This is a genomic window from Paraburkholderia unamae, from assembly GCF_003096875.1.
In the GTDB taxonomy this organism is placed as follows: Bacteria; Pseudomonadota; Gammaproteobacteria; order Burkholderiales; family Burkholderiaceae; genus Paraburkholderia; species Paraburkholderia unamae.
On sequence record NZ_QEOB01000004.1, the window covers coordinates 34,700 to 55,309 of the forward strand.

The window sequence follows — 20,610 nt, forward strand, 5'->3', positions numbered from 1 at the left end:
GCGCGCGAGAACCCCGCGCACGGCGTGCGAAACGTTTCGGGGCAGCCCGATCAAGCAAACTGGAGAAATACATGCAGGCGAAAGTTTCCATTCCGTCGGACGGCCTTCAACTCGCGGGTGTGCTGCGCGTGCCCGAAGGCGCACGCGACCCGTTGCCGGCTGTGATCGTGAGCCATGGATTCGGCGGTAATAAGGATGGCGAAACACATGTGATCGAAGCCGAGCTCTATGAGCGCCTTGGCTACGTGGTGCTGAGCTTCGACATGCGCGGCTGCGGCGACAGCGAAGGCCAGCGCGGCCGCATTATCTGCCAGGACCAGGTGGCAGACATGCGCAACGTGGTGACGTGGCTCGCCGCACGACCGGAAGTGAAGGGCGAGCGCATCCTGCTTTCGGGCCAGAGTTTTGGCGCGGCGATCAGCATTTTCGCGGGCGCCGTGGATGTGCGCGTGGCCGGCGTGGTGTCGATGGGCGGCTGGGGCGACGGCTTGCAGAAGTCGCGCGACCAGCATCCCACGCCCGAGGCCTGGGCGCGCTTCACCGAAACGATGGAGAAGGGCCAGCGCCACCGCGAGCAGACCGGCGAATCGCTCATGGTCAAGCGTTGGGACATCGTGCCGGTGCCCGAGCCCATGCGCAACCATCTGCCGCCGGGCTCGATCATGGACTTCACGGCGGAAACGATGGCGAGCATTTGCAGCTTCCGGCCGATCGACGTGGTCGCGCAGTTCGCACCGCGCCCGCTCCTGCTGCTGCATTCGGCCAACGACAGCGTGACGCCCACGGCGCAGGCCATCGACGTGTTCAAGCACGCGGGCAAGGGCACCGAGCTGATCCTGCTCACGGAAGTCGACCACTTCCCGTTCGCGGACGGCAGCACGCGTTTGCGCGAGATCCTGAAGGGCTGGCTCGACCGCTATTTCCCGCTCGCAGCTTGACAGGCGCAACGGACCGGCCTCGTGCCGGTCCCTGTTCCTCGTGGCAGCGGCAACGGGAGTCGAACTTCAGGCGATGCTTTCTTCCTGCTCTAGCGCGAACGTCGCGATGGGAGGCGTGAAGAACGAAGCGGGCACGAGAATCTTGCTTTCCTGATGCTGGATTAGCGGCAGGATCTGCGCGACATAGGCTGTCCAGCGCGGGTCCTGCTTCATGAGCGCGCGGCGTTGGGCGCGATCGTTGAGATCGTCGTACGCCCACATGTGAATGACCTGGTTGAGCGTGCCGAGTTCGGTGCTGTAGTAGCCGATGGGCCGGGGCAGGTATTCGAGCTGGATGCTCATGCCCTGCTGCGTGTAAAGCGAAAAGTATTTGCCGGTATTGCCGGGGTGCAGGGTGTAGGTTCGGTGTTCGATGATCATCGTCGTAGTCTCGCCTGAAGGCAGGTTGCAGTGGCCACGCGTCGCGCAAGCCGCTCCCGCTATGCTCGCCCGGCGCACAACGCGAACGCTCGTATTGTTTGCCAGGCGGAAAGCGTTTTTGCTCAGGACCACGATTGACGATGCAACTTGAGGTGAGACTAGTCGCGCCCGCGGAAGCTGTGCAGCGACTCGCGAATGCGCCCCACCGTGTTGTGCAACTGGCGCGCGAGCAGTTCGATGCGCGGGCCCGACATGCGGCTGTCCACGGCGGCCACGCTCACGGCGGCAATGGGGTTGTCGAGCGTGTCGAGCACGGCCACGCCCACGGCGGTGGTGCCGAGCGTGACCTTGCTGCGGATGAGCGAGTAGCCATGCTTGCGGCAGGTATCGATGGCGGCGCGCAGCGGCTTTTCCTGCAACGCCTTGTTGGCGGCGTGGCGGTGCGTGATCCAGGCGATGGTGTGCTCGCGCTCTTCCTCGGGAATCGCCGCGAGGATGGCGAGGCCGCCCGCGCCGAGCCCGAGCGGCCGGCGGCTGCCGACTTCGAGCGTGATGACGCGGATAGTGGAGGGGCCTTCGTACCGGTCCTCGCACACGGATTCGTTGCCGCTGCGCACGGTGAGGTAGACCGTGTCCCCGATCTCTTCGGCGAGGCGCATGAGGATGGGGCGGCAGGGCTCGCGCAGGTCGTAGATCTGCGTGGCGGCGAGGCCGAGTTCGAAGGCGAGCGGTCCGAGCACGTAGCGCTTGTTGGACTCGCGCTGCATGACCATGCGCTCGGCGATGAGGCGGCGCAAGAGGCGATGCGCGGTGGAGTGCGGCAGCTTCGCGGCTTCCGAAATCTGCGTGAGCGCGAGGCCGTAACGGCCGGCGGTGGCGAGCAGACGCAGCATTTCCATGGTGCGCTCGACAGTGCCGGGCTCCGAAGTCTCCGATTTGGTCTTTTTGGATTGTGTGTTCATCAGATGGAAAGGCAGATATGAAGGTTGACGCCCAAGCGTAAATTTCACGGACTGGAGTTTAGCCAACTTTTCCAACCAGTGGAATTCTGAAAATGAAACTTGCCTCGCTGAAGAACGGCACCCGTGACGGTGCACTGATCGTCGTATCGCGTGACCTCTCGCGCGCCGTCGCCGCTGCTGACATTGCGCCGACGTTGCAGTCCGCCATCGAAAACTGGGAAACCGCCGAGCCGCGCCTGAAGGCGCTTTCGGACGCGCTGAACGCGGGCAACGCCGCTGGCGCGTTCGCATTCGATGCCGCGCAGTGCGCCTCGCCGCTGCCGCGCGCGTATCAGTGGCTCGACGGCAGCGCGTATCTGAGCCACGTGGAGCTCGTGCGCAAGGCGCGCGGCGCCGACATGCCCAAGTCGTTCCTTGAAGACCCGCTCATGTACCAGGGTTCTTCGGACTACTTCACAGGCCCGCTCGACCCGGTGATCGTGGCGAGCGAAGACTGGGGCGTGGACCTCGAAGCGGAAATCGCGATCATCACCGACGACGTGCCGATGCTCACCACGCCCGAAGAGGCGCGCAAGCACATCAAGCTGCTCATGCTGCTCAACGACACGTCGCTGCGCCACATCATCCCGCCTGAGCTGAACAAGGGTTTCGGCTTCCTGAACGGTAAGGGCGTGACGGCGTTTTCGCCGGTGGCCGTGACGCCGGACGAACTGGGCGACGCATGGGACGGCGCGAAGGTCGCGCTGCCGCTCACGGTGCACGTGAACGACGAGAAGCTTGGCGAACCGCTCGCGAACGTGGACGTGTACTTCGACTTCCCGCGCCTGATTTCGCACGCCACGGCCACGCGCACGCTGGGCGCGGGCACGGTGATCGGCTCGGGCACGATTTCGAACCATGACCGCAGCCGCGGCTTCTGCTGCATTTCGGAAAAGCGCGCACTGGAAACCGTTGAGCACGGCAAGCCGCTCACGCCGTTCTTCCACTTCGGCGACCGCGTGCGCGTGGAGATGTTCGACAAGGAAGGCGCGTCGATCTTCGGTGCGATCGACCAACCGATCCAGAAGTACGCACGCTGACAAGCATGATCGCTTCGGCATGCAGATCAATGCATGCCGGGCAGAAGAGTAACAAGCCCACCTGAGATAACAGATGAGTGTACAGACCACGACGGAAAACCCTGGCTATATGAGCGGCTTCGGCAATCATTTTTCGACCGAGGCCCGGCCGGGCGCCTTGCCGCAAGGCAGAAATTCGCCGCAACGCGCGCCACACGGTCTGTATGCGGAACTGCTCTCGGGTGCGGCCTTCACCGCGCCGCGCGTGGAAAACCGCCGGACATGGATGTATCGCCTGCTGCCTTCGGCCATGCACGGCGAGTACCGGCCGCTCGCGCACGCCACATGGGAATCGGGGCCGTTCAAGGAAGTGGATACGCCCGCGAACCGCTTTCGCTGGGATCCGTGGCCCGCGCCCGCGGCGCGCACCGACTTCGTGGACGGCATCGTGACGGTGGCCGGAAACGGCGACCCGGAAGAGCAGTCGGGCATTGCGGCGCACGTTTATCACGCGAACGCCTCGATGACCGACCGCTATTTGCTGAATGCGGACGGCGAAATGCTGATCGTGCCGCAAGCGGGCGCGCTCGTCATCAAGACGGAAATGGGCGTGCTCGACGTGGCGCCCGGCGAAATCGCGCTGATTCCGCGCGGCGTGCATTTCCGCGTGGAGTTGCGCGAGGCGCAGGCAAGCGGCTATCTCTGCGAGAACTACGGTGCGCCGTTCCGCTTGCCCGAGCTGGGCCCGATCGGCTCGAACGGCCTTGCGAACCAGCGCGACTTCCTCACGCCCGTTGCCGCTTACGAAGAAGGCCCGCGCGACGTGACGGTGGTGCGCAAATTCCTCGGCAAGTTCTGGCAGGCGCGACAGTCGCATTCGCCGCTCGACGTGGTCGCGTGGCACGGCAATCTCGCGCCGTGCAAGTACGACCTCGCGCGCTTCATGGCGATCGGCACGATCTCGTTCGATCACCCCGATCCGTCGATCTATACGGTGCTCACCGCACCCTCGCTGCAAGCGGGCACGGCCGACTGCGACTTCGTGATCTTCCCGCCGCGCTGGCTCGTGGCCGAAGACACGTTCCGTCCGCCCTGGTTCCACCGCAACGTGATGAGCGAACTGATGGGCCTCGTGCGCGGCGTGTACGACGCCAAGGCCGAAGGCTTCGTGCCGGGCGGCGTGAGCCTGCACAACTGCATGATGCCGCACGGCCCCGACGTGACGACCTTCGAGAAAGCGAGCGCGGCCACGCTCGCGCCGCACAAGGTCGACAACACGCTCGCGTTCATGTTCGAGAGCCGCCGCGTGTTTCGCGTGACGCGCCGCGCGCTTGCGGCGGCGCATCGCCAGGCGGCATACGACACCGTGTGGGATGGCTTTCGCGCGCCGCAAGCGGGCAACTGAAGGCCAACCGAAGGGCAACCGAAGCGACAGAACAGGCAACAACAGAAGGCAGAAGGAAATCATGGAGACATACGACGCAATCATCGCGGGCTACGGCCCCACCGGTGCGACGCTCGCCAACCTGCTCGGCACGATGGGCATGCGCGTGGCCGTGGTCGAACGCGAGAAGGCAATCTACGACAAGCCGCGCGCGATCACGGCCGACCACGAGGCGATGCGCGCATTCCAGGCCATCGGCCTCGCCGAACAGATCGAGGAAGGCACCTGCCCGCATCCCGGCACCGATTTCGTCGGCGTGAAGGGCGAGGTCATCAAGCGCTTCTATCCGATGCCCGCGCCCGGCCCGCTTGGCTGGGAGCCGACCTTCATGTTCTTTCAGCCGACGCTCGAAGCCATTCTGCGCGAGGGCGTGAAGCGCTTCGCCGCGGTGGACGTGATGCTGGAGCACGCGCTGCTCGACGTGCGGCAGGACGCCGAGGGCGTGGATGTGGCCGTGGCGGGCCCGGACGGCGCGCAAAAGACCTTGCGCGCGCGCTGGCTGCTCGCCTGCGACGGCGCGCGCAGTGTCGTGCGCACAACGATCGGTGCGCCGCTGCACGACCTGGCGTTCGACGAATGGTGGGTGGTGGTCGATGCGAACCTGCATGGCGATATCGAACTGCCCGAGCGCTGCGTGCAATACTGCCGCCCGTCGCGCCCCGGCACCTATATCGTGGGCCCGGAGCGCCTGCGCCGCTGGGAAATCAAGGTGATGCCCGGCGAAACGCCCGAGTCGTTCAACGATCCCGAGCATCTGGACCGCGTGCTCTCCACCTTCGTGGACACGAGCGGCGTGGACGTGCTGCGTGTGGCGATCTACCGCTTCCACGCGGTAGTGGCGGAGCAATGGCGCCAGGGCCGCGTGTTCCTGCTGGGCGACGCGGCGCACCAGATGCCGCCGTTCCTCGGCCAGGGGCTGTGCGCGGGCGTGCGCGACGCGTACAACCTCGCGTGGAAGCTCGACGCCGTGCGTCGCGGCAAGGCCGGCGACGCGCTGCTCGACAGTTATGGCGCGGAGCGCCGTCCGCATGTGCAGACCGTGGTCGAGCATGCGAAGTCGTTTGGGCTGATCATCGGCGAACTGGATGAGGCGGCTGCGCTCGAACGCGACAGCGTGCTCGGCGCGGCGCTGGCGGCCGGCATCGCGCCCACTGTGCGGCAGGCGTTCATTCCGGACCTGGCGGCGGGCCTGCTGCAAGGCGCGGGCGCAGGCGAACTGGGAGAGGGCGCAGGAACGTTGTTCCCGCAACCATGGGTGAACGGCGCGCAGATCGAACGAACGCGCCTGGACGAACGGGTGCGCGGCGACTTCTATGTGGTCTGCACCGATGCCGGCATAGCGGCACAGACGCGTGCGCAACTAGGCGAGACGCGCTGGCTGGAAGGCGCGGCCGTGGTCTGCCTGGGCGGGAATGGCGCGAGTGGTGCGAGCGGCGACACGCCCGGCGTGCTCTACTGCGAAGAAGAACGCGACACCGTGCGCCGCTGGCTCGCGGACCACAACGCCGTGGCGGCTATCGTGCGGCCGGACGGCTTTGCCTGGGGCAGCGCGCGCTCGGCGGCCGATCTGGGCGGCGCGCTTGCCGTGCTCGCGCAGGCGCTCGCAGCGGAACATGGCGCAAACGTGGCGGTCGCGGCCTGAGGGCGGGATTTGGGTTTATCACTATCTGGGCAAAACGGGCCGTTTTGAAAGTGCCCGTCGCCATACTGGAGGAACTTATCGTGTTGGACGTTGCGATCATTGGAGCAGGCATCGGCGGGTTGACCCTTGCGCTGCGGCTGCATCAGCAGGGCATGCGCGCGCGCGTGTACGAATCGACCTCGGAACTGCGCCCGCTTGGCGTGGGCATCGTGAGCCAGCCTTACGGCACGCGCGAGATCACCGAGCTTGGTCTGCTCGACGAACTCAATGCCATGACCGTTGATTCGGTCGAGTCGATCTATTACAACCAGTACGGCCAGGAGATTTACGGCGAGCGCTGCGGCACGCATATGGGCTACCCGCACGGGCAGCGCTTCGTGCATCGCGGTCTGCTGCAAATGTTGCTCTACAAGGCCGTGATCGAGCGGCTCGGGCCCGATTCCGTGGTGCTCGGCGCGCGTTGCGCGGGCTTCACGCAGGACGAGAGCGGCGTGACCGTGCGCTTTCGCGCGAACCCGAACGCGGCGGGCCCCGTGCCGGAGGAGGTGCGCGCGGACGTCGTGATCGGCGCGGACGGGATCAAGTCGGCAGTACGCGAGCAGTTGTATCCGCAATCGTCGAAGCCGCATTACTCGGGCATCACGCTCTGGCGCGGCGTCACGCTGATGAAGCCGTTCAAGTCGGGCGGCACGATCCTGCATATCGGCGCGCCGAGCCAGGGCAGCCTGATCGTCTATCCGATCGTGGACGACTACGAAGGCACGGGCCTCACGCTCACGAACTGGATCGTCGAGCAGAACGGCCGCGACGAAAGCGTGGAAGACTGGAACCAGAAAGCCGACGTGGCGGAAATCGCGCACATGTTCGACGAGTGCAAGCTCGACTTCGTCGACGTGGGCGAGATGCTGCGCAACGCGAAGGAGGTGTACCTGTTCCCGCTCATCGACCACGATCCGCTCCAGCAATGGTCGTTCGATCGCGTGGCGCTGATGGGCGACGCCGCGCATGCCATGTACCCCCGCGGCGGCAATGGTGCATGCCAGGCGCTCGTGGACGCGCGCGTGATCGCCGAGAAACTCGCGGCGTTCGCCGACCCGGCCGAGGCGCTCAAACACTACGAAGCCGAGCGCCTGCCGATTGCGAACCGCATCGTGATGGCCAATCGCGGCGACGGTCCCGAAGTCGTGCGGCGCATCGTGGAGGATCGCACGGGCGGCGCGCGTTTCGACGACATCGAGAAGGTGCTGCCGTTTGCCGAGGCCGATGCGATCTTCAAGGAGTATCACCGCCTGGCGGGCATGAAGCGCCCGAACGAAAAGCCGGGCGAGGCGAGCGGCTTCCGCTCCGTTTTCTTCGAGGACGCCTGATTCCCCTGATCCGCAGGTGCAGGAAAGCAACGGCCGGAGCCCCCACGGGGCTCCGGCCGTTTTTTCTGGTTGCGGCGGCAACGATCTGGGCCTTTCCACTGGGTGGACAGATCCGGTGTCATATTTAGGGTACTCACTAGTACCGTTTATGAGACCCGTATTCGACAATTCAATCGTCGATGAGTCGCATCATCGCTGGGCGATCCGGGATGCGAGCTGTCGCGGAGCCTTCCGCTAGCGCGCGGGTTCCCACAACACGCGAATCACACAAAGCGCGCAATACATTCAATCAGTATGACGAAATAATGGAGCGGCCTCTGCGCACGCTCCCACTGGAGAAGAACATGGAAGGGATCTTGCAGAACACGTGGTACATGGCAGGCTGGGAGCACGAACTGGCGCCGGGCAAGCTTGCGCGCCGCATCGCCGATATTCCCGTTGTCGTGTTCCGCAGCGAGAGCGGCAAGCTCGGCGCCGTGCTCGACCGCTGCCCGCACCGTTTCGCGCCGCTTAGCATGGGCACGGTCGAAGGCGAGAATCTCGTCTGCCCGTACCACGGCCTGGGCTTCAACACCCAGGGCAAGTGCGTGGTCAATCCGTTCTCGGAAAAGATCCCGGCGGGCAGCACGATCCGCCACTTCAAGGTTGTCGCGAAAGACACGATCGTCTGGCTCTGGCTCGGCGACCAGGAGAAAGCCGACGAAGCGCTGATTCCCGATTACGCGTTCCTCAACGACACCTCGGCGAACCGCGTGGTGCGCGACTACATCCACATGGCGTCGCACTACGAATACATCACCGACAACCTGATGGACGCGAGCCATATCGAGTGGTGCCACCGTAATTCGTTCGGCGGCAACGGCCTCGTGCAACTGGGCCAGCATGCCGTGGTGCCCGAAGGCGAGTCGCTGTGGATCAACTGGTCGTTCCCCGACGTGCCGCAGCAGCCCATCCCCATCTACGAGACGATTCCCTGGGAGCGCGTGGACATGTGGATCGATACGCGCTGGAGCGCGCCGGCAAGCGTCGTGATGAAGATCGGCGAGACCCCGGTTGGCGCGCCGCGCGAACAGGGCCTGGAGCAGTTGCTCGCGCATATCGTCACGCCGGAAACGGCCACCACGTCGCACTACTTCTGGGGCGTGGCGCGCGGCATCAAGCTCGATTCGGTCGATGAGGACAAGCGCCTTTACGGCATGTTGCGCGGTGCATTTGAAGACGAGGATGGCCCGGTGATCGAAGCGGCCCAGCGTGCGGTAGGCACGGAGAACTTCTGGGATCTCAAGCCCGTTCACCTCGGTCCGGACATCGGTTCGACGCGCGTGCGGCGCATGCTCGAAACGATGATCCGCAAGGAACAGGACGCAGCGGCAGCCGCCACGGTGTAATCAATCGATTGGCATAACGAAATGAAAGGCGAGGCGTTGGAAACAGCGACGCCCCGGCCTTCCACCAGCAACACAGGCAACAACGAGGCGCGCGCGGTCATGGCCCAAATCACACTGGTTCTCAGAGACGGAAACACACTGGACGTCCCCGGCAAGGCGGGCGACAACCTCATGAAGCTGATTCGCGACGGCGGCGGCTACGAACTGCTTGCGCTGTGCGGCGGCGGATGCTCGTGCGCGACGTGCCACGTCTACGTGGACGAGCGCTACGCGCACGATCTGCCTGCACCGAACGCGGAAGAGAACGATCTGCTCGATTGCTCGGGTCATCGCAAGCCGAATTCGCGCCTCTCGTGCCAGATCGCGTTTCACGACAGCATGGATGGCATGCGCGTCGAGATCGCGCCCGAGGAATGAGGCGCGCGGCGATCATGGCGAATGCATCCACGGATTTTCATGACGTGCTTATCGTCGGCGCGGGCCACGCGGGCGCGCACTGTGCGGCGGCGCTGCGTCAGTTCGGATTGACGGGCACGATTGGTCTCGTGAGCGACGAGGCGCATCTGCCCTATGAGCGCCCGCCGCTTTCGAAGGACTACCTGGGCGGTGCGAAAGCGTTCGAGCAGATGGGGCTGCAACCGGCGTCGTTCTGGCGCGACCGCAACATCGCCCTGCTCGGCGGCAGGAGCGTGACGAGCGTGGACGCGGCGCGCCATGTCGTGACGTGCGCGGACGGCGGCACGCTTGCTTATGGCAAGCTCGTTTGGGCCGCGGGCGGCCGCGCGCGCCGCCTCTCGTGCGCCGGCGCGGACCTGCGCGGCCTGCACGTGATCCGCACGCGCGACGACGTCGACGGGCTGAAAGCCGAACTCGACGAGGCGCGGCGCGTGGTCGTGATTGGCGGCGGCTTTATCGGCCTCGAAGCGGCGGCGGCGCTGCGCAAGCAAGGCAAGGACGTGAGCGTGGTCGAGGCGTTCGAGCGCGTGCTCGCGAGAGTCACAGGGGAAACGCTCTCGGCGTTCATGCAGGACCAGCATCGCGCGCGCGGCGTGGAAATCTGCCTGGGCGCGAAGGTCGAAGCGCTTTCGGGGGAAGCCGGCCGCGTGAAGCGCGTCGAACTGCACGACGGGCGCAGCCTGCCCGCCGATCTCGTGATCGTCGGCATTGGCATCGAGCCGTGCGTCGAGCCGCTGCGCGCGGCGGGCATTGGCGGCCCGGCAGGCGTGGATGTCGATGCGCAATGCCGCACCGCGCTCGACGATGTCTACGCCATCGGCGATTGCGCGCGCCACGCGAACGCGTTTGCCGGGCGCGCCGCGCTGCGCATCGAAAGCGTGCAGAACGCCGTCGATCAGGCCACGCTCGTGGCGGGCGATATCGTCGGGCGGCCCATGCCGAAGGCGGCGCCGCCGTGGTTCTGGTCCACGCAGTACGACATCCGCATCCAGATGGCCGGTCTTTCCGGCGGTCACGACAAGGCCGTGGTGCGAGGCGATCCGGCCTCGGGTTCGTTTTCGGTGGCGTACCTGCGCGATGGCGCGCTGATTGCCATCGACTGCGTGAACGCGACGAAGGATTTCGTGCAGGGGCGCAGTGCGCTCGCCAAAGGGTTGCGGCCCGACTGCGCGGCGCTTGCCGACGCGAGTGTGCCGCTGTCGAGTCTTTCCTGATCCGGGAGACCCATGCGCGGCACGGCCACGGCACTATTTCGGATGACTGATTACAGCGGATCGACGAGGCGTGCGACCGCCTCGCGCGCCTTGTGCGCGATTTCGGCCATATCGGGCGTCTCGCGATAGCTGATGGCCGCGATCAGGTGCGTGCCGATCACGGCGCCGAACAGCATGTCGGCGGTGCGGTCCACGTTCACGGGCGCAATGCGCTTGCGCTCGACGAGCGCCGCGATGCGCGATTCGAGCCACTGCTTGCTGCGGTTGATGCCCTGCTCGTAGTAATGCTGACGAATCTCGGGAAAGAGATTCGACTCGGCGATCACGAGGCGGCTCACGGTCACGTGGCGCTCGCTCAGCACATAGTGCGCGATGGCCGCGAGCGTGGCTTCGAGCACCTCCTGTGCGCCAGCCGTATCGTCCATCTCGTGCGCGGTGTCGGGAAACGACTCCACGTCGGCAACGAGCGCGCGAAAGAGGTCTTCCTTGGCCGGAAAGAGTTCGTAGAGCGTGCGCTTGGAGGTTTCGCACACGCGCGCGATGTCGGCCATGCTGGTGGTGGCGTAGCCCGCCTGTTTGAAGAGGCTTTCCGCCACCTTGAGAATCTGTTCGCGGCGCAGCTCGCGCGAGATCGTGACGGGCCGTCCCCGGCCGCGTGCGGCGGGAGCGGAATCGGTGGGCGTAGTGGAATCCAATGGGCACCTTGATAGCGATGAAGCGTTCGCGCGGGAGACGGCGAACAGAGGAATACTATCAAAGATGCCGCGTGACAAGAATGAAAGCGAAGCCGGAAAGCGGACGTGCCACGCTCATGCGGCCGCGCGCGCGAGTGCGGTAAGCTGTGCCGCGTGATCCACAGGGGAGCAGGGCAATGAACGAGCAAACGTGGCAAGCCGTTGACGACTGGCTCTGCGAGCGGCTGATCGGCCCCGACGACGTGCTGGACGGCGCACTGGCCGCAAGCGCGAAAGCGGGACTTCGAGCGATCAACGTCGCGCCGAACCAGGGCAAGTTTCTGCATCTGCTCGCGCGCATCCAGGGCGCGCGGCGCATCCTCGAAATCGGCGCGCTGGGGGGCTATAGCGCGATCTGGCTCGGGCGGGCGCTGCCCGAAGACGGCTCGCTCGTATCGCTCGAATTCAGTCCGGAGAACGCGGCGGTTGCGCGCGCAAACATCGCGCGCGCGGGGCTCGACGCCAAGGTGAAGGTCATGACCGGCCTCGCGCTCGATTCGCTCGATGCGCTCATCGCCGAAGGGGTGCCGCCTTTCGACTTCGTGTTCATCGATGCCGACAAGAGCAACAACGCGAACTACCTCGAACGCGTGCTGAAGCTTTCGCGGCCCGGCACGGTCATCGTGGCCGACAACGTGGTGCGCGAAGGGCGTGTGACCGATCCGGCGCATCACGAAGACGATGTGGTGGGTTTGCGGCGCTACTTCGAGATGCTGTCCGGCGACAAGCGGCTGGAGACCACGGCGGTGCAAACGGTGGGCAGCAAGGGCTGGGACGGGTTTGCGATTACGGTGGTGGGAAGCTAGGCGGCAACGCATCGCACAAGCGCGCGGGCACGCATCAAGCGAAGAGGGCCTGGCAGTCATCCTGCCAGGCCCTCGTTCATGCCGCTATACGCGCATGGTGCGCGATCAGAAGTCCGTCGTCATCGAGAACAACACCGTACGCGGCGCGCCCATCGTCAGATAGCCGCCGTTGGTCGACGACCAGTAAGCCTTGTTCGCGAGGTTATACACGTTCGCGCGGAACGTGGTCGGGCGGCCAAACACGTTCGTCGAATAGCGCGCGCCGAGATCCACCGTGTCCCATGCCTTGATCGACATGGTGTTGGCGGCGTCGAAATACTGCGGACCCGTATGCGTCCAGCGCGCCGAGAGCGTGAGACCCTGAACCCAGGGCACGTCGTATTCGGCGCCCAGGTTGACGAGGAAGCTCGGCACGCCCACGGGCTTCTTGCCGTCGGTTGCGCCGCCGTCGGTGTCGAGCTGTTCGGCGTTGAGGTAGGTCGCGCCCGCGATCAGGCGCACGCCCTTGTAGACCTCGCCGAAGATCGACGCTTCCACGCCGCGATGGCGCTCGTTGCCGTTGGCCACATACATGCCCGCGCCATTGGTGTACGTCTGCGGCTTTTCGAGCTGGAACAGCGCGAGCTGCGCGCCGTACTTGCCGTTGTCGTACTTCGCGCCCACTTCATACTGCTTCGTGCGCTCCGGCGCGAGCTGTTCGCCGTAGTTCAGCGAACCCTGAGGCGCCGTGCCGCCCGCCGAAAGCGACTCGCTGCGGTTCGCGTAGAGCGAGACGTTCTCCCACGGTTTGACGACGAGGCCGAACAGCGGCGTCGTGATCGAGTCGTTGTAGTTGGACGTTTGCAGCAGCGTCGACGACGAGTAGCCGTTGGAGAGAATCTCCTGGTGGCGCACGCCCACCGTGAACAGCACGCGGTCATGGAAGAAGCCGAGCGTGTCCGACGCGGAGAGGCTGCGCATCAGGTTGAGCGCCGTGATCGGCGGGTTGCCGTCCATGCCGGCCTGATACGCCGTGGCGGGATACGGCACCTGCACGGTGTTGTAGAGGCTGGTCGGGAACGAGTTGGAGAGCGTCCAGCCCGATTGCGTCATCACGCGCACGATCGAGGCGCCCGCCGTCACGAAGTGGCTCACGGGGCCCGTGTCGAAGTGGCCGCGCACGCCTGCTTCCGCCGACGTCGCGCCTTCCTTGCGCACCACGCCAAGGCGCGAGCCCGTGGTGGTGTCGGCGTCGGTGTAGTAGGGCGAGAGGTATTCGCCGTGCTCGTTCGTGTGGCGCACGCCGCCCGTCACGTAGGCCGTCCAGCCGGGCAGGAAGTCGTACTCGGCCTTCAGGATGCCGACCGTGTCTTCGGCATTGCTGTACGACCAGGTCTGGGCGTAGTTGTAGCTTGCCGAGGGCACGCCCGGAATCTCGTCGCCCTTCACGTAGACGACCGGGCGGCCGTCCGAGACGCGCTGGCGCTGATAGAGGAAGTCGCCTTCGAGGCGCAGCTTGTCGCCGCGGTAATCGAGCGCCACGGCGGTCTGGTTGTTGCGGCGGTTTTCGCCGTCGATGCTCGTTTCGCCGTCGCGGTTCGCCTGGTTCACGCGAATGCCGAACTGGTCGTTGTCGCCGAAGCGGCGGCCCACGTCGATATGCGTGCCGAACTCGCCCGAGGCGCTGCCTTCGAGCGTCACGCGCGTGAGCGGCTTGTCGTCGGCGCGCTTGAGTTGCAGGTTCACGCTGCCGCCAATCGAGCTGCCGTTGGGCGACGCGCCGTTCAGGAACGCGCTCGCGCCCTTGAAGATGTCCACGCGTTCGAGCGCGGCCGTTTCCACGAGCTGACGCGGCGTGATGCCGTAGAGGCCGTTCAGGGAGATGTCGTCGCTGTCGAGCGTGAAGCCGCGAATGACGTAGACCTCCTGGAAGTTGCCGTAGCCGTAGGCCGTGCGCACGGCGGGATCGTTCGACAGCACGTCGGCGACCGAGCGCGCCTGCTGGTCCTCGATCAGCTTCGCCGTGTAGGTCGTCATGCTGAACGGCACGTCGATGTTCTTCTGCGAGCCGAGCACGCCGAAGTCGCCGCCGCGCGCCACCTGGCCGCCGCCAAAGGTCGGTTGCAGGTCGCCCGGCAGGGTGTCCTGCGCGGCTTGCACCTTGACTGTGGGCAGCGTGGCGTTAGCGGTGTCGCCGCCGTTCGTCGCTGCCGCGGCCTGCGCGAACGCGACGGCGGGCAAGCTGAACGCGACGGCAATGGCGGCGAGGATCGAGGCGCGGGTGGCGGAGGCGGGGAAACGCGAAGGCGAATTGAAAGGCGTGTGCAAACGGGGTGCGGACATAAAAAAGTTCGAAGCGAAAGCTGGCACTGGCGGCCCGCGACGCCTTTGTGATGTCACGAGGCTCGGGGCAGATGGGTTGTGTTCGCCGCCGGGCGGGGCTTGCAGGAGCGCGCCGCGGCCGGGTCGGCAAAAGTATGCGGATTGTATTGCAAATGAGAATGCTTGTTATTTAAATCATGCTGTCAATAGGTGTATTCAGCGTTTACGCAACAATTTCGGTTTCGCGAACCCGATGCATGCGCAACGAAAGGTCAGGTTATTTGGGTCCGGCACTCGGGGCGCGACGCGAACCGCCGTGCTTGCGCCGGTTATGGCGTGTTTTTTGCCCGGTGTCGCCACCACGTTGCGCGCTCAACCAATGCGCCAGGCGGCGCCCGCCGCCGCATGGTCAAGCCCTTCCCGGCGCGCTTGCGCAGTGCGGCAAGAATCCCGGTCGATAAACAGATTCGATGCCTTTAGGCAGTCCTTTCGTTAGTCCGCGTCGCGCGCCCAAACCTACAATGAGGCTTCGTGAAGATCGACGTCTGGTGAACCGGAAATGACTGAAAAATCGATGCTCGTGGTGAGCGCGCATAGCGCCGATTTCGTATGGCGCGCGGGCGGCGCGATCGCCCTGCACAAGAAGAATGGCTATCGCGTGAAGGTGGTGTGCCTCTCGTTCGGCGAGCGCGGCGAGTCCGCGAAGCTTTGGCGCAAGGGCGCCGACATGACCATCGAAAAGGTGAAGGCCGCGCGCCGCGAGGAGGCGCTCGCCGCCGCCGACATTCTCGGCGCGGAAGTCGACTTTTTCGATCTGGGCGATTACCCGCTGCGCGTGTCCGACGAAGCGCTCTTGCGCCTCGTGGATGTCTACCGCGACGTGCAACCGGCCTTCGTGCTGAGCCACTCCCAAAAGGACCCGTACAACTTCGATCACCCGCTCGCCATGCACGTGGCGCAGGAAGCGCGCATCATCGCCCAGGCCGAAGGCCACAATCCGGGGCAGAAGATCGTCGGCGCGCCGCCCGTCTATGCGTTCGAGCCGCACCAGACCGAACAGTGCGAGTGGACGCCGAACACCTTCCTCGACATCACCGAAGTGTGGGACGTGAAGCGCCGCGCCATCGAGTGCATGGCGGGCCAGGAACATCTTTGGGAGTACTACACGCGCGTCGCGCAGCAGCGCGGCGTGCAGGCGAAGCGCAACATCGGCATCACGGCGAAGCGCGACATTCAATATGCGGAAGGCTATATGCGCCTGACGCCCGCAGTAGTGGGAGACCTGGCATGAAACGCGGTGTAGTCGTTACCCGGATTCCGCGCGCCGACGCGCGCCATGTGCAAATCCTCAAGGAAGCGGGCACGGCCACCGTGCACGAGGCGCAAAGCCGTCTCGGCCTGCTCGCCACGTACCTGCGGCCCGTTTATTCGGGCGCGGCGATCGCGGGTTCGGCCGTGACCGTGCTCATGCCGCCCTCGGACAACTGGATGTTGCACGTGGCCGTGGAGCAGTGCCGCGAAGGCGACGTGCTCGTGGCCGCGCCCACCTCGCCCTGCGAGGACGGCTACTTCGGCGAATTGCTCGCGACTTCGCTTGCGGCGCGCGGTGTGCGCGGGCTCATCATCGACGCGGGTTGCCGCGACGTGCGCGCGTTGAAGGCGATGGACTTTCCGGTGTGGTCGAAGGCCGTCTCGGCGCAGGGCACGGTCAAGGAAACGCTGGGGTCGGTGAACGTGCCGGTGGTGTGCGCGCAGCAGATCGTGCACCCCGGCGACGTGATCGTGGCCGACGACGACGGCGTGGTGGTGGTGCCGCTCGCCACGGTGGCGAAGGTCGTGGAAGCCACCCAGGCGCGTCTTGCGAAGGAAGAGAAGACGCGCGCGGTGCTCGCGGGCGGCACGCTCGGCCTCGACTACTACAGCATGCGCGAGCGCCTGGCCGAAAAGGGGCTGCGCTACGTCGACACGCCCGCAGACGCTTGAGCGCGCAACCATCGATGGCGCCGGACGAACGGCGTGGTGGGTATGCCCGCCTCGATGTGGCAAGGACGCGTGCAAGCCGTCCATACGCTTTGACCGACTGACCGACAGACCAACAGCGAGCGCCGCACCGGCGCTCGTTTCACATGCGCGCCAGGCGGCGCGCCATGCTCACCCGGTGCGCCGTCCTTCCACCACGCGCGTGGCCGGCGCCACATCCATCACCGAAAGACGGATCGCGTCGATCAACGCGCGCGCGGCCGGCGAGGGCGAGCCCTGCGCGCGCAGAGTGAGGCCGATGTCGCGGCGCGTGTGCTGCAACGGCACGTCGAGCACCGCGAGCTGGCCCGACTCGATTTCATAGTGCAACTGCTGCGCCGAGAGCGACGTGATCATGTCCGTGCCGAGCAGCAGCCCGCGAATCACGGCGAGATCGGCTGTTTCGACGGTGGGCATGGGCGGCCTGAGCTTCACGCGGCGGAACTGCGCTTCGAGCAATCCGCGCGAAGGTGAATGCGTGCGCGAAAGAATCCACTGGGCGTCGCGCAGGTCGTTCAGCGTGAGGCCGTGCTTCTTCGCCAGAGGATGGTCCCGGCGCGCGAGCACGACCATGTCCTCCGACATCAGCCGTTCGTTGGCAAGCCCGCTTGCCGCGTCGTTTTCGCGCAGCGCGCCGAGCACGAAATCCACGTCGCCCGCGCGCAGGCCCGCCACCAGCAGTTCGTAGGCGCTTTCGTCGGTGACGACGCGCACGCCCGGATGCAACGCGGAAAGCCGCGCGATGGCCGCAGGCAGGATCAGTGTGCGCCCGAGCGGCAGCGCGCCCACCGTGACAGACCCCTGGATGTTGCCGTGCAGCGCCGCGATGTCGTCGGGCACGTGGCGCAGTTCGTTGAGCGCGCGCCGCACGTGCAGCAAGAAGGTTTCGCCCTCGGCCGTGAGCAGCACGCCGCGCGGGCCGCGATGGAACAGCGTCACGCCCGAGCCGCTTTCGAGCACGCGCATCGCGCTGCTCACCGCGGGCTGGCTGATGCCGAACGCATTGGCCGTGCTCGGCATGTGGCGGTGCCGCGCGAGCGCGACGAAAAGCTGGAGGCGGCGCGTATTGAGCAGGTACGCGGGCAGCGTGCCCTCGCTCAACGCGCGGCGGCGCGCCTGGCGCGCGGCGCACCACTGCGCGAGTTCTTCCAGCTCGCAGAAGATGCGCGCGCAACGTTCCAGCACGACGCGCCCTACGGCCGTGGGCAGCATGCCCGAGGGCTTGCGCTCGAATAGCGGCGCGTCGAGGGCGGTCTCCAGCTCCTGCACCGAGCGCGTGACGGCCGACTGCGCGCGATAGAGGGCCGAAGCGGCGCGCGTGGCGCTGCCGGTGTCGGCAACGAGGCGAAAGGCGCGCAGATGCGCGAGGTTCAGGAGTTCGGGCTGGCTCACGGCTCGATGGTGTTTTCTGGGGTGGGGAACGTGCCGTGTCTCACGCGGCGCCTGCGATCAGATGCAGACGGTCGACCGAAAGATTGAGGCTTTCCTTGGAAATATGCGTGTGCTCCTTCATCAGCGCCTCGACACGCGCGCCTTCGCCGTTCAGCAGTGCGCCGACGATGGCGTGGTGCTGGCGGTGCGCATAGGAAAGCATCATGAACTGGCGCTCCTGCGCGGCCTTGTCGAAAACCACCGTGCCTGGGGAAACGAACGGAATCTTGTCGTTGAGCCCGAGCGCGGCGGTTACCGCGAGATTGTGCGCCGCTTCGACAATCAGTGCGTGGAAGCGGCCATTCATCGCGGCGTAACGCGTTTCGGCCTCGCTGTCGAGCACGCCCGCCGCGAACAGCGCGTCGCCTTCGCGCAGGCAGTCTTCGAGCGCGCGGGCAAGCGCCGCGTCCACGCCGCGCTCGGCGACCGAGCGGGCGGCGAGCCCTTCGAGCACGCCGCGCACGTCGATGGCGTTGAGCACGTCGGTCACGGAAAAGCGCCGCACCGTGTAGCCGCGCGCGCCCGAGCGCTCGACCATGCCTTCGGTGGCGAGCACGCTCAAGGCATAGCGCAGCGGCGTGCGCGAGATGCCCAGGCGCTCGGCGAGCTGCGCCTCGACGAGGCGCTCGCCGGGCGCAAGCTCGCCGGAAAGAATGCGCGTGCGCAGCGCCTGTACGATGGTTTGCTGGGTTGTCCCGTTCATGTCATGCGTGAATCGCAGCGGGCGGGGCGCGCCCGTGACGGCGCATGCCGCCCTTGCGAGTTTGTTCTTTTGATATCTGTTTCGTTTATGGAGTGGTTGCCTGGGCGATCGTCAACGGATTCCCGCAACAGGGTTTCAGGATACCAAAAACCGTTGCAGCGCGCGGGTTTGGGAGCCGCGCCAGGTGCTAAAAAATGCATGGAAGCCCTGAAAATAAGAGAAAAAGCAAAAATTCCGTGGTTAACCCTGACTTACCGTTTGCGCGGTACTTTTGTAATTTCGTATCCCAATTGATGGATCGAAGGCGTCAGGGGGCGTATCCGGTCCGGCGCGGCGCGCATGCGCCGCATGAACTGCGGCAGAGGGCAACATCATGGCAAGAATAGTGGGCGGCATCGGCACATCGCACGTGCCGACAATCGGTATGGCGTACGACAAGGGCAAGCAGAACGAACCCGCGTGGGCGCCGCTTTTCCAGGGGTACGAACCGGTGGCGAAGTGGCTCGCCGAGCGCAAGCCGGACGCGCTCGTGATGTTCTATAACGACCACGCCAACAGCTTTTTCTTCGATTGCTATCCGACCTTTGCGCTGGGTGTGTCGGCCAGTCACGAGTTCGCCGACGAAGGCGCGGGCAAGCGTCCGCTGCCCGATATCGCGGGCCACCCGGAACTGGCGATCCATATTGCCGAGCAACTCGTGAACGACGAGTTCGACCTGACGATCTTCCAGGACAAGCCGCTCGATCACGGCTGCAATTCGCCGCTCTCGCTCATGCTCCCGCACGAAGGCGGCTGGCCCGCGGCGCTGGTGCCGGTGCAGGTGAACGTGCTCCAGTACCCGCTGCCCACGGCCAACCGCTGCTACCGGCTCGGCCAGGCGCTGCGCCGCGCCATCGAATCGTTCGAGGAGAATCTCGACGTGGTGGTGGTGGGCACGGGCGGCCTCTCGCACCAGGTGCACGGCGAGCGCAGCGGCTTCAACAACACCGAGTGGGACATGGAGTTCCTCGACCTGATCGTGAACGATCCCGAACGGCTCGCGCGCATGAAGCACGTGGACTACGTGCGGCTGGGCGGCGCGGAGAGCGTGGAGACGATCATGTGGCTCGCCATGCGCGGCGCGCTTGGCGGCAAGATTCGCGAAATCCACCGCAATTACTACCTCGCGACCAGCACGGCGATGGCGGTCACGGTCTACGAAGAAGAGGGCCGGCAATGAATCCGCAACTGGTGGGCATCGAGGAATTGACGGGCACGTATGCGTTCGACATTCGCCAGAGCATGAAGGCCATGCGCCTGAACCGTTTCTTCTGGCAAATGCGTTTGCCGCAGGCACGCGACCTATGGCTTGACGACCGCAAGGCCGCCTACGACGCGGCGGCCCTGACTGACGAAGAACGCGCGCTGGTGGACGCGACGGACTGGCTCGGCCTGATCCAGTACGGCGTGTGCTTCTTCGTGCTGGAGAAGTTCGCGCGCGTGGTGAAGATCACCAATCTCGGCATGTACGCGAGCATGCGCGGCGAAACCCTCGAAGCGTTCCTCAAGACGCGCAGGGTGCCCGACGCGGTTTGAGCGCCGGCGCGGCGGCGGCGCACGCCTGACCCGCCGCCCGATGTCCTGATTCCCTTTTGCGTACGAGCGGGCGGCACAGCCCGCTCGCCTCGCGTACGACCTCGCGGCGCACGCGCCGCGCGGTTGCTTGCGGCCCGCCGGATTCCGGGGTG

At 65.7% G+C, this 20,610-nt stretch carries 20 protein-coding genes; 14 read left to right on the plus strand and 6 right to left on the minus strand.

Features of this window, described 5'->3' with window-relative positions:
* Window positions 1-71: 71 nt before the first annotated feature.
* Window positions 72-938, plus strand: coding sequence for an alpha/beta hydrolase (locus tag C7402_RS09600; RefSeq protein WP_116610482.1), 867 nt, complete (start codon window positions 72-74; stop codon window positions 936-938).
* A gap of 66 nt (window positions 939-1,004) precedes the next feature.
* Here C7402_RS09600 and C7402_RS09605 read toward each other — a convergent pair whose 3' ends face one another.
* On the minus strand, window positions 1,005-1,358 hold the full coding sequence (locus C7402_RS09605) for an NIPSNAP family protein (RefSeq protein WP_112170662.1): 354 nt from the start codon (window positions 1,356-1,358) through the stop codon (window positions 1,005-1,007).
* Between the two features lie 158 nt (window positions 1,359-1,516).
* Window positions 1,517-2,320, minus strand: coding sequence for an IclR family transcriptional regulator (locus C7402_RS09610; RefSeq protein WP_112170661.1), 804 nt, complete (start codon window positions 2,318-2,320; stop codon window positions 1,517-1,519).
* A 92-nt stretch (window positions 2,321-2,412) separates the two neighbouring features.
* On the opposite strand from C7402_RS09610, the gene C7402_RS09615 reads away from it, so the two are divergent.
* The 7 genes from C7402_RS09615 (at window position 2,413) to C7402_RS09645 (ending at window position 10,889) form a co-directional block, all read left to right on the plus strand.
* On the plus strand, window positions 2,413-3,399 hold the full coding sequence (locus C7402_RS09615; RefSeq protein WP_116610483.1) for a fumarylacetoacetate hydrolase family protein: 987 nt from the start codon (window positions 2,413-2,415) through the stop codon (window positions 3,397-3,399).
* Between the two features lie 73 nt (window positions 3,400-3,472).
* Window positions 3,473-4,783 (plus strand): homogentisate 1,2-dioxygenase, encoded by a 1,311-nt coding sequence (hmgA, locus tag C7402_RS09620; protein WP_116610484.1) that lies wholly within the window; start codon window positions 3,473-3,475, stop codon window positions 4,781-4,783.
* Window positions 4,784-4,844: 61 nt separating this feature from the next.
* Window positions 4,845-6,464 (plus strand): bifunctional 3-(3-hydroxy-phenyl)propionate/3-hydroxycinnamic acid hydroxylase MhpA, encoded by a 1,620-nt coding sequence (gene mhpA, locus C7402_RS09625; protein WP_165841851.1) that lies wholly within the window; start codon window positions 4,845-4,847, stop codon window positions 6,462-6,464.
* 80 nt (window positions 6,465-6,544) lie between these two features.
* Window positions 6,545-7,831 (plus strand): FAD-dependent monooxygenase, encoded by a 1,287-nt coding sequence (locus C7402_RS09630; protein ID WP_112170657.1) that lies wholly within the window; start codon window positions 6,545-6,547, stop codon window positions 7,829-7,831.
* Window positions 7,832-8,175: 344 nt separating this feature from the next.
* Complete coding sequence (locus tag C7402_RS09635) at window positions 8,176-9,219, plus strand: aromatic ring-hydroxylating oxygenase subunit alpha (protein WP_165841852.1); 1,044 nt, start codon at window positions 8,176-8,178, stop codon at window positions 9,217-9,219.
* Window positions 9,220-9,318: 99 nt separating this feature from the next.
* Window positions 9,319-9,636: a 2Fe-2S iron-sulfur cluster-binding protein gene (locus C7402_RS09640; RefSeq protein WP_116610754.1), complete on the plus strand. Its 318-nt coding sequence runs from the start codon at window positions 9,319-9,321 to the stop codon at window positions 9,634-9,636.
* Between the two features lie 14 nt (window positions 9,637-9,650).
* Complete coding sequence (locus C7402_RS09645) at window positions 9,651-10,889, plus strand: NAD(P)/FAD-dependent oxidoreductase (RefSeq protein ID WP_116610755.1); 1,239 nt, start codon at window positions 9,651-9,653, stop codon at window positions 10,887-10,889.
* A gap of 50 nt (window positions 10,890-10,939) precedes the next feature.
* Here C7402_RS09645 and C7402_RS09650 read toward each other — a convergent pair whose 3' ends face one another.
* Window positions 10,940-11,584 carry a TetR/AcrR family transcriptional regulator gene (locus C7402_RS09650; RefSeq protein WP_165841853.1) on the minus strand — a complete coding sequence of 215 codons (645 nt, stop codon included), beginning with the start codon at window positions 11,582-11,584 and terminating at the stop codon, window positions 10,940-10,942.
* A gap of 176 nt (window positions 11,585-11,760) precedes the next feature.
* Here C7402_RS09650 and C7402_RS09655 point away from each other — a divergent pair, with 176 nt between their 5' ends.
* On the plus strand, window positions 11,761-12,429 hold the full coding sequence (locus tag C7402_RS09655) for an O-methyltransferase (RefSeq protein ID WP_116610488.1): 669 nt from the start codon (window positions 11,761-11,763) through the stop codon (window positions 12,427-12,429).
* Between the two features lie 105 nt (window positions 12,430-12,534).
* Here C7402_RS09655 and C7402_RS09660 read toward each other — a convergent pair whose 3' ends face one another.
* Window positions 12,535-14,751, minus strand: coding sequence for a TonB-dependent receptor (locus tag C7402_RS09660; protein WP_112170652.1), 2,217 nt, complete (start codon window positions 14,749-14,751; stop codon window positions 12,535-12,537).
* A 538-nt stretch (window positions 14,752-15,289) separates the two neighbouring features.
* On the opposite strand from C7402_RS09660, the gene C7402_RS09665 reads away from it, so the two are divergent.
* Together C7402_RS09665 and C7402_RS09670 are read left to right on the plus strand one after the other, a co-directional pair.
* On the plus strand, window positions 15,290-16,021 hold the full coding sequence (locus C7402_RS09665) for a PIG-L deacetylase family protein (protein ID WP_116610489.1): 732 nt from the start codon (window positions 15,290-15,292) through the stop codon (window positions 16,019-16,021).
* Window positions 16,018-16,713: a 4-carboxy-4-hydroxy-2-oxoadipate aldolase/oxaloacetate decarboxylase gene (locus C7402_RS09670; protein ID WP_116610490.1), complete on the plus strand. Its 696-nt coding sequence runs from the start codon at window positions 16,018-16,020 to the stop codon at window positions 16,711-16,713. The genes C7402_RS09665 and C7402_RS09670 overlap by 4 nt, the downstream gene beginning before the upstream one ends.
* A 168-nt stretch (window positions 16,714-16,881) precedes the next feature.
* Here C7402_RS09670 and C7402_RS09675 read toward each other — a convergent pair whose 3' ends face one another.
* Together C7402_RS09675 and C7402_RS09680 are read right to left on the minus strand one after the other, a co-directional pair.
* Window positions 16,882-18,141 (minus strand): LysR family transcriptional regulator, encoded by a 1,260-nt coding sequence (locus C7402_RS09675; protein ID WP_116610491.1) that lies wholly within the window; start codon window positions 18,139-18,141, stop codon window positions 16,882-16,884.
* 40 nt (window positions 18,142-18,181) lie between these two features.
* Window positions 18,182-18,883 carry a GntR family transcriptional regulator gene (locus C7402_RS09680; protein ID WP_116610492.1) on the minus strand — a complete coding sequence of 234 codons (702 nt, stop codon included), beginning with the start codon at window positions 18,881-18,883 and terminating at the stop codon, window positions 18,182-18,184.
* A 3-nt stretch (window positions 18,884-18,886) separates the two neighbouring features.
* On the opposite strand from C7402_RS09680, the gene C7402_RS46240 reads away from it, so the two are divergent.
* The 3 genes from C7402_RS46240 to C7402_RS09690 all read left to right on the plus strand — a co-directional run bounded on the left by C7402_RS46240 (window position 18,887) and on the right by C7402_RS09690 (window position 20,458).
* Window positions 18,887-19,177 (plus strand): hypothetical protein, encoded by a 291-nt coding sequence (locus tag C7402_RS46240; protein WP_133254451.1) that lies wholly within the window; start codon window positions 18,887-18,889, stop codon window positions 19,175-19,177.
* Window positions 19,178-19,256: 79 nt separating this feature from the next.
* A complete protein-coding gene (locus tag C7402_RS09685; RefSeq protein WP_116610493.1) occupies window positions 19,257-20,102 on the plus strand; it encodes a gallate dioxygenase in 846 nt (281 codons plus the stop codon).
* Window positions 20,099-20,458, plus strand: coding sequence for a protocatechuate 3,4-dioxygenase (locus C7402_RS09690; protein ID WP_116610494.1), 360 nt, complete (start codon window positions 20,099-20,101; stop codon window positions 20,456-20,458). The genes C7402_RS09685 and C7402_RS09690 overlap by 4 nt, the downstream gene beginning before the upstream one ends.
* Window positions 20,459-20,610 lie beyond the last annotated feature (152 nt).

Coding starts and splice junctions, on each gene's coding strand:
- C7402_RS09600 (WP_116610482.1), top strand. CDS start 72: ATGCAGGCGAAAGTTTCCATTCCGTCGGACGGCCTTCAACTCGCGGGT.
- C7402_RS09605 (WP_112170662.1), bottom strand. CDS start 1,358: ATGATCATCGAACACCGAACCTACACCCTGCACCCCGGCAATACCGGC.
- C7402_RS09610 (WP_112170661.1), bottom strand. CDS start 2,320: ATGAACACACAATCCAAAAAGACCAAATCGGAGACTTCGGAGCCCGGC.
- C7402_RS09615 (WP_116610483.1), top strand. CDS start 2,413: ATGAAACTTGCCTCGCTGAAGAACGGCACCCGTGACGGTGCACTGATC.
- hmgA (WP_116610484.1), top strand. CDS start 3,473: ATGAGTGTACAGACCACGACGGAAAACCCTGGCTATATGAGCGGCTTC.
- mhpA (WP_165841851.1), top strand. CDS start 4,845: ATGGAGACATACGACGCAATCATCGCGGGCTACGGCCCCACCGGTGCG.
- C7402_RS09635 (WP_165841852.1), top strand. CDS start 8,176: ATGGAAGGGATCTTGCAGAACACGTGGTACATGGCAGGCTGGGAGCAC.
- C7402_RS09640 (WP_116610754.1), top strand. CDS start 9,319: ATGGCCCAAATCACACTGGTTCTCAGAGACGGAAACACACTGGACGTC.
- C7402_RS09645 (WP_116610755.1), top strand. CDS start 9,651: ATGGCGAATGCATCCACGGATTTTCATGACGTGCTTATCGTCGGCGCG.
- C7402_RS09655 (WP_116610488.1), top strand. CDS start 11,761: ATGAACGAGCAAACGTGGCAAGCCGTTGACGACTGGCTCTGCGAGCGG.
- C7402_RS09660 (WP_112170652.1), bottom strand. CDS start 14,751: ATGTCCGCACCCCGTTTGCACACGCCTTTCAATTCGCCTTCGCGTTTC.
- C7402_RS09665 (WP_116610489.1), top strand. CDS start 15,290: ATGACTGAAAAATCGATGCTCGTGGTGAGCGCGCATAGCGCCGATTTC.
- C7402_RS09670 (WP_116610490.1), top strand. CDS start 16,018: ATGAAACGCGGTGTAGTCGTTACCCGGATTCCGCGCGCCGACGCGCGC.
- C7402_RS09680 (WP_116610492.1), bottom strand. CDS start 18,883: ATGAACGGGACAACCCAGCAAACCATCGTACAGGCGCTGCGCACGCGC.
- C7402_RS46240 (WP_133254451.1), top strand. CDS start 18,887: ATGCGTGAATCGCAGCGGGCGGGGCGCGCCCGTGACGGCGCATGCCGC.
- C7402_RS09685 (WP_116610493.1), top strand. CDS start 19,257: ATGGCAAGAATAGTGGGCGGCATCGGCACATCGCACGTGCCGACAATC.
- C7402_RS09690 (WP_116610494.1), top strand. CDS start 20,099: ATGAATCCGCAACTGGTGGGCATCGAGGAATTGACGGGCACGTATGCG.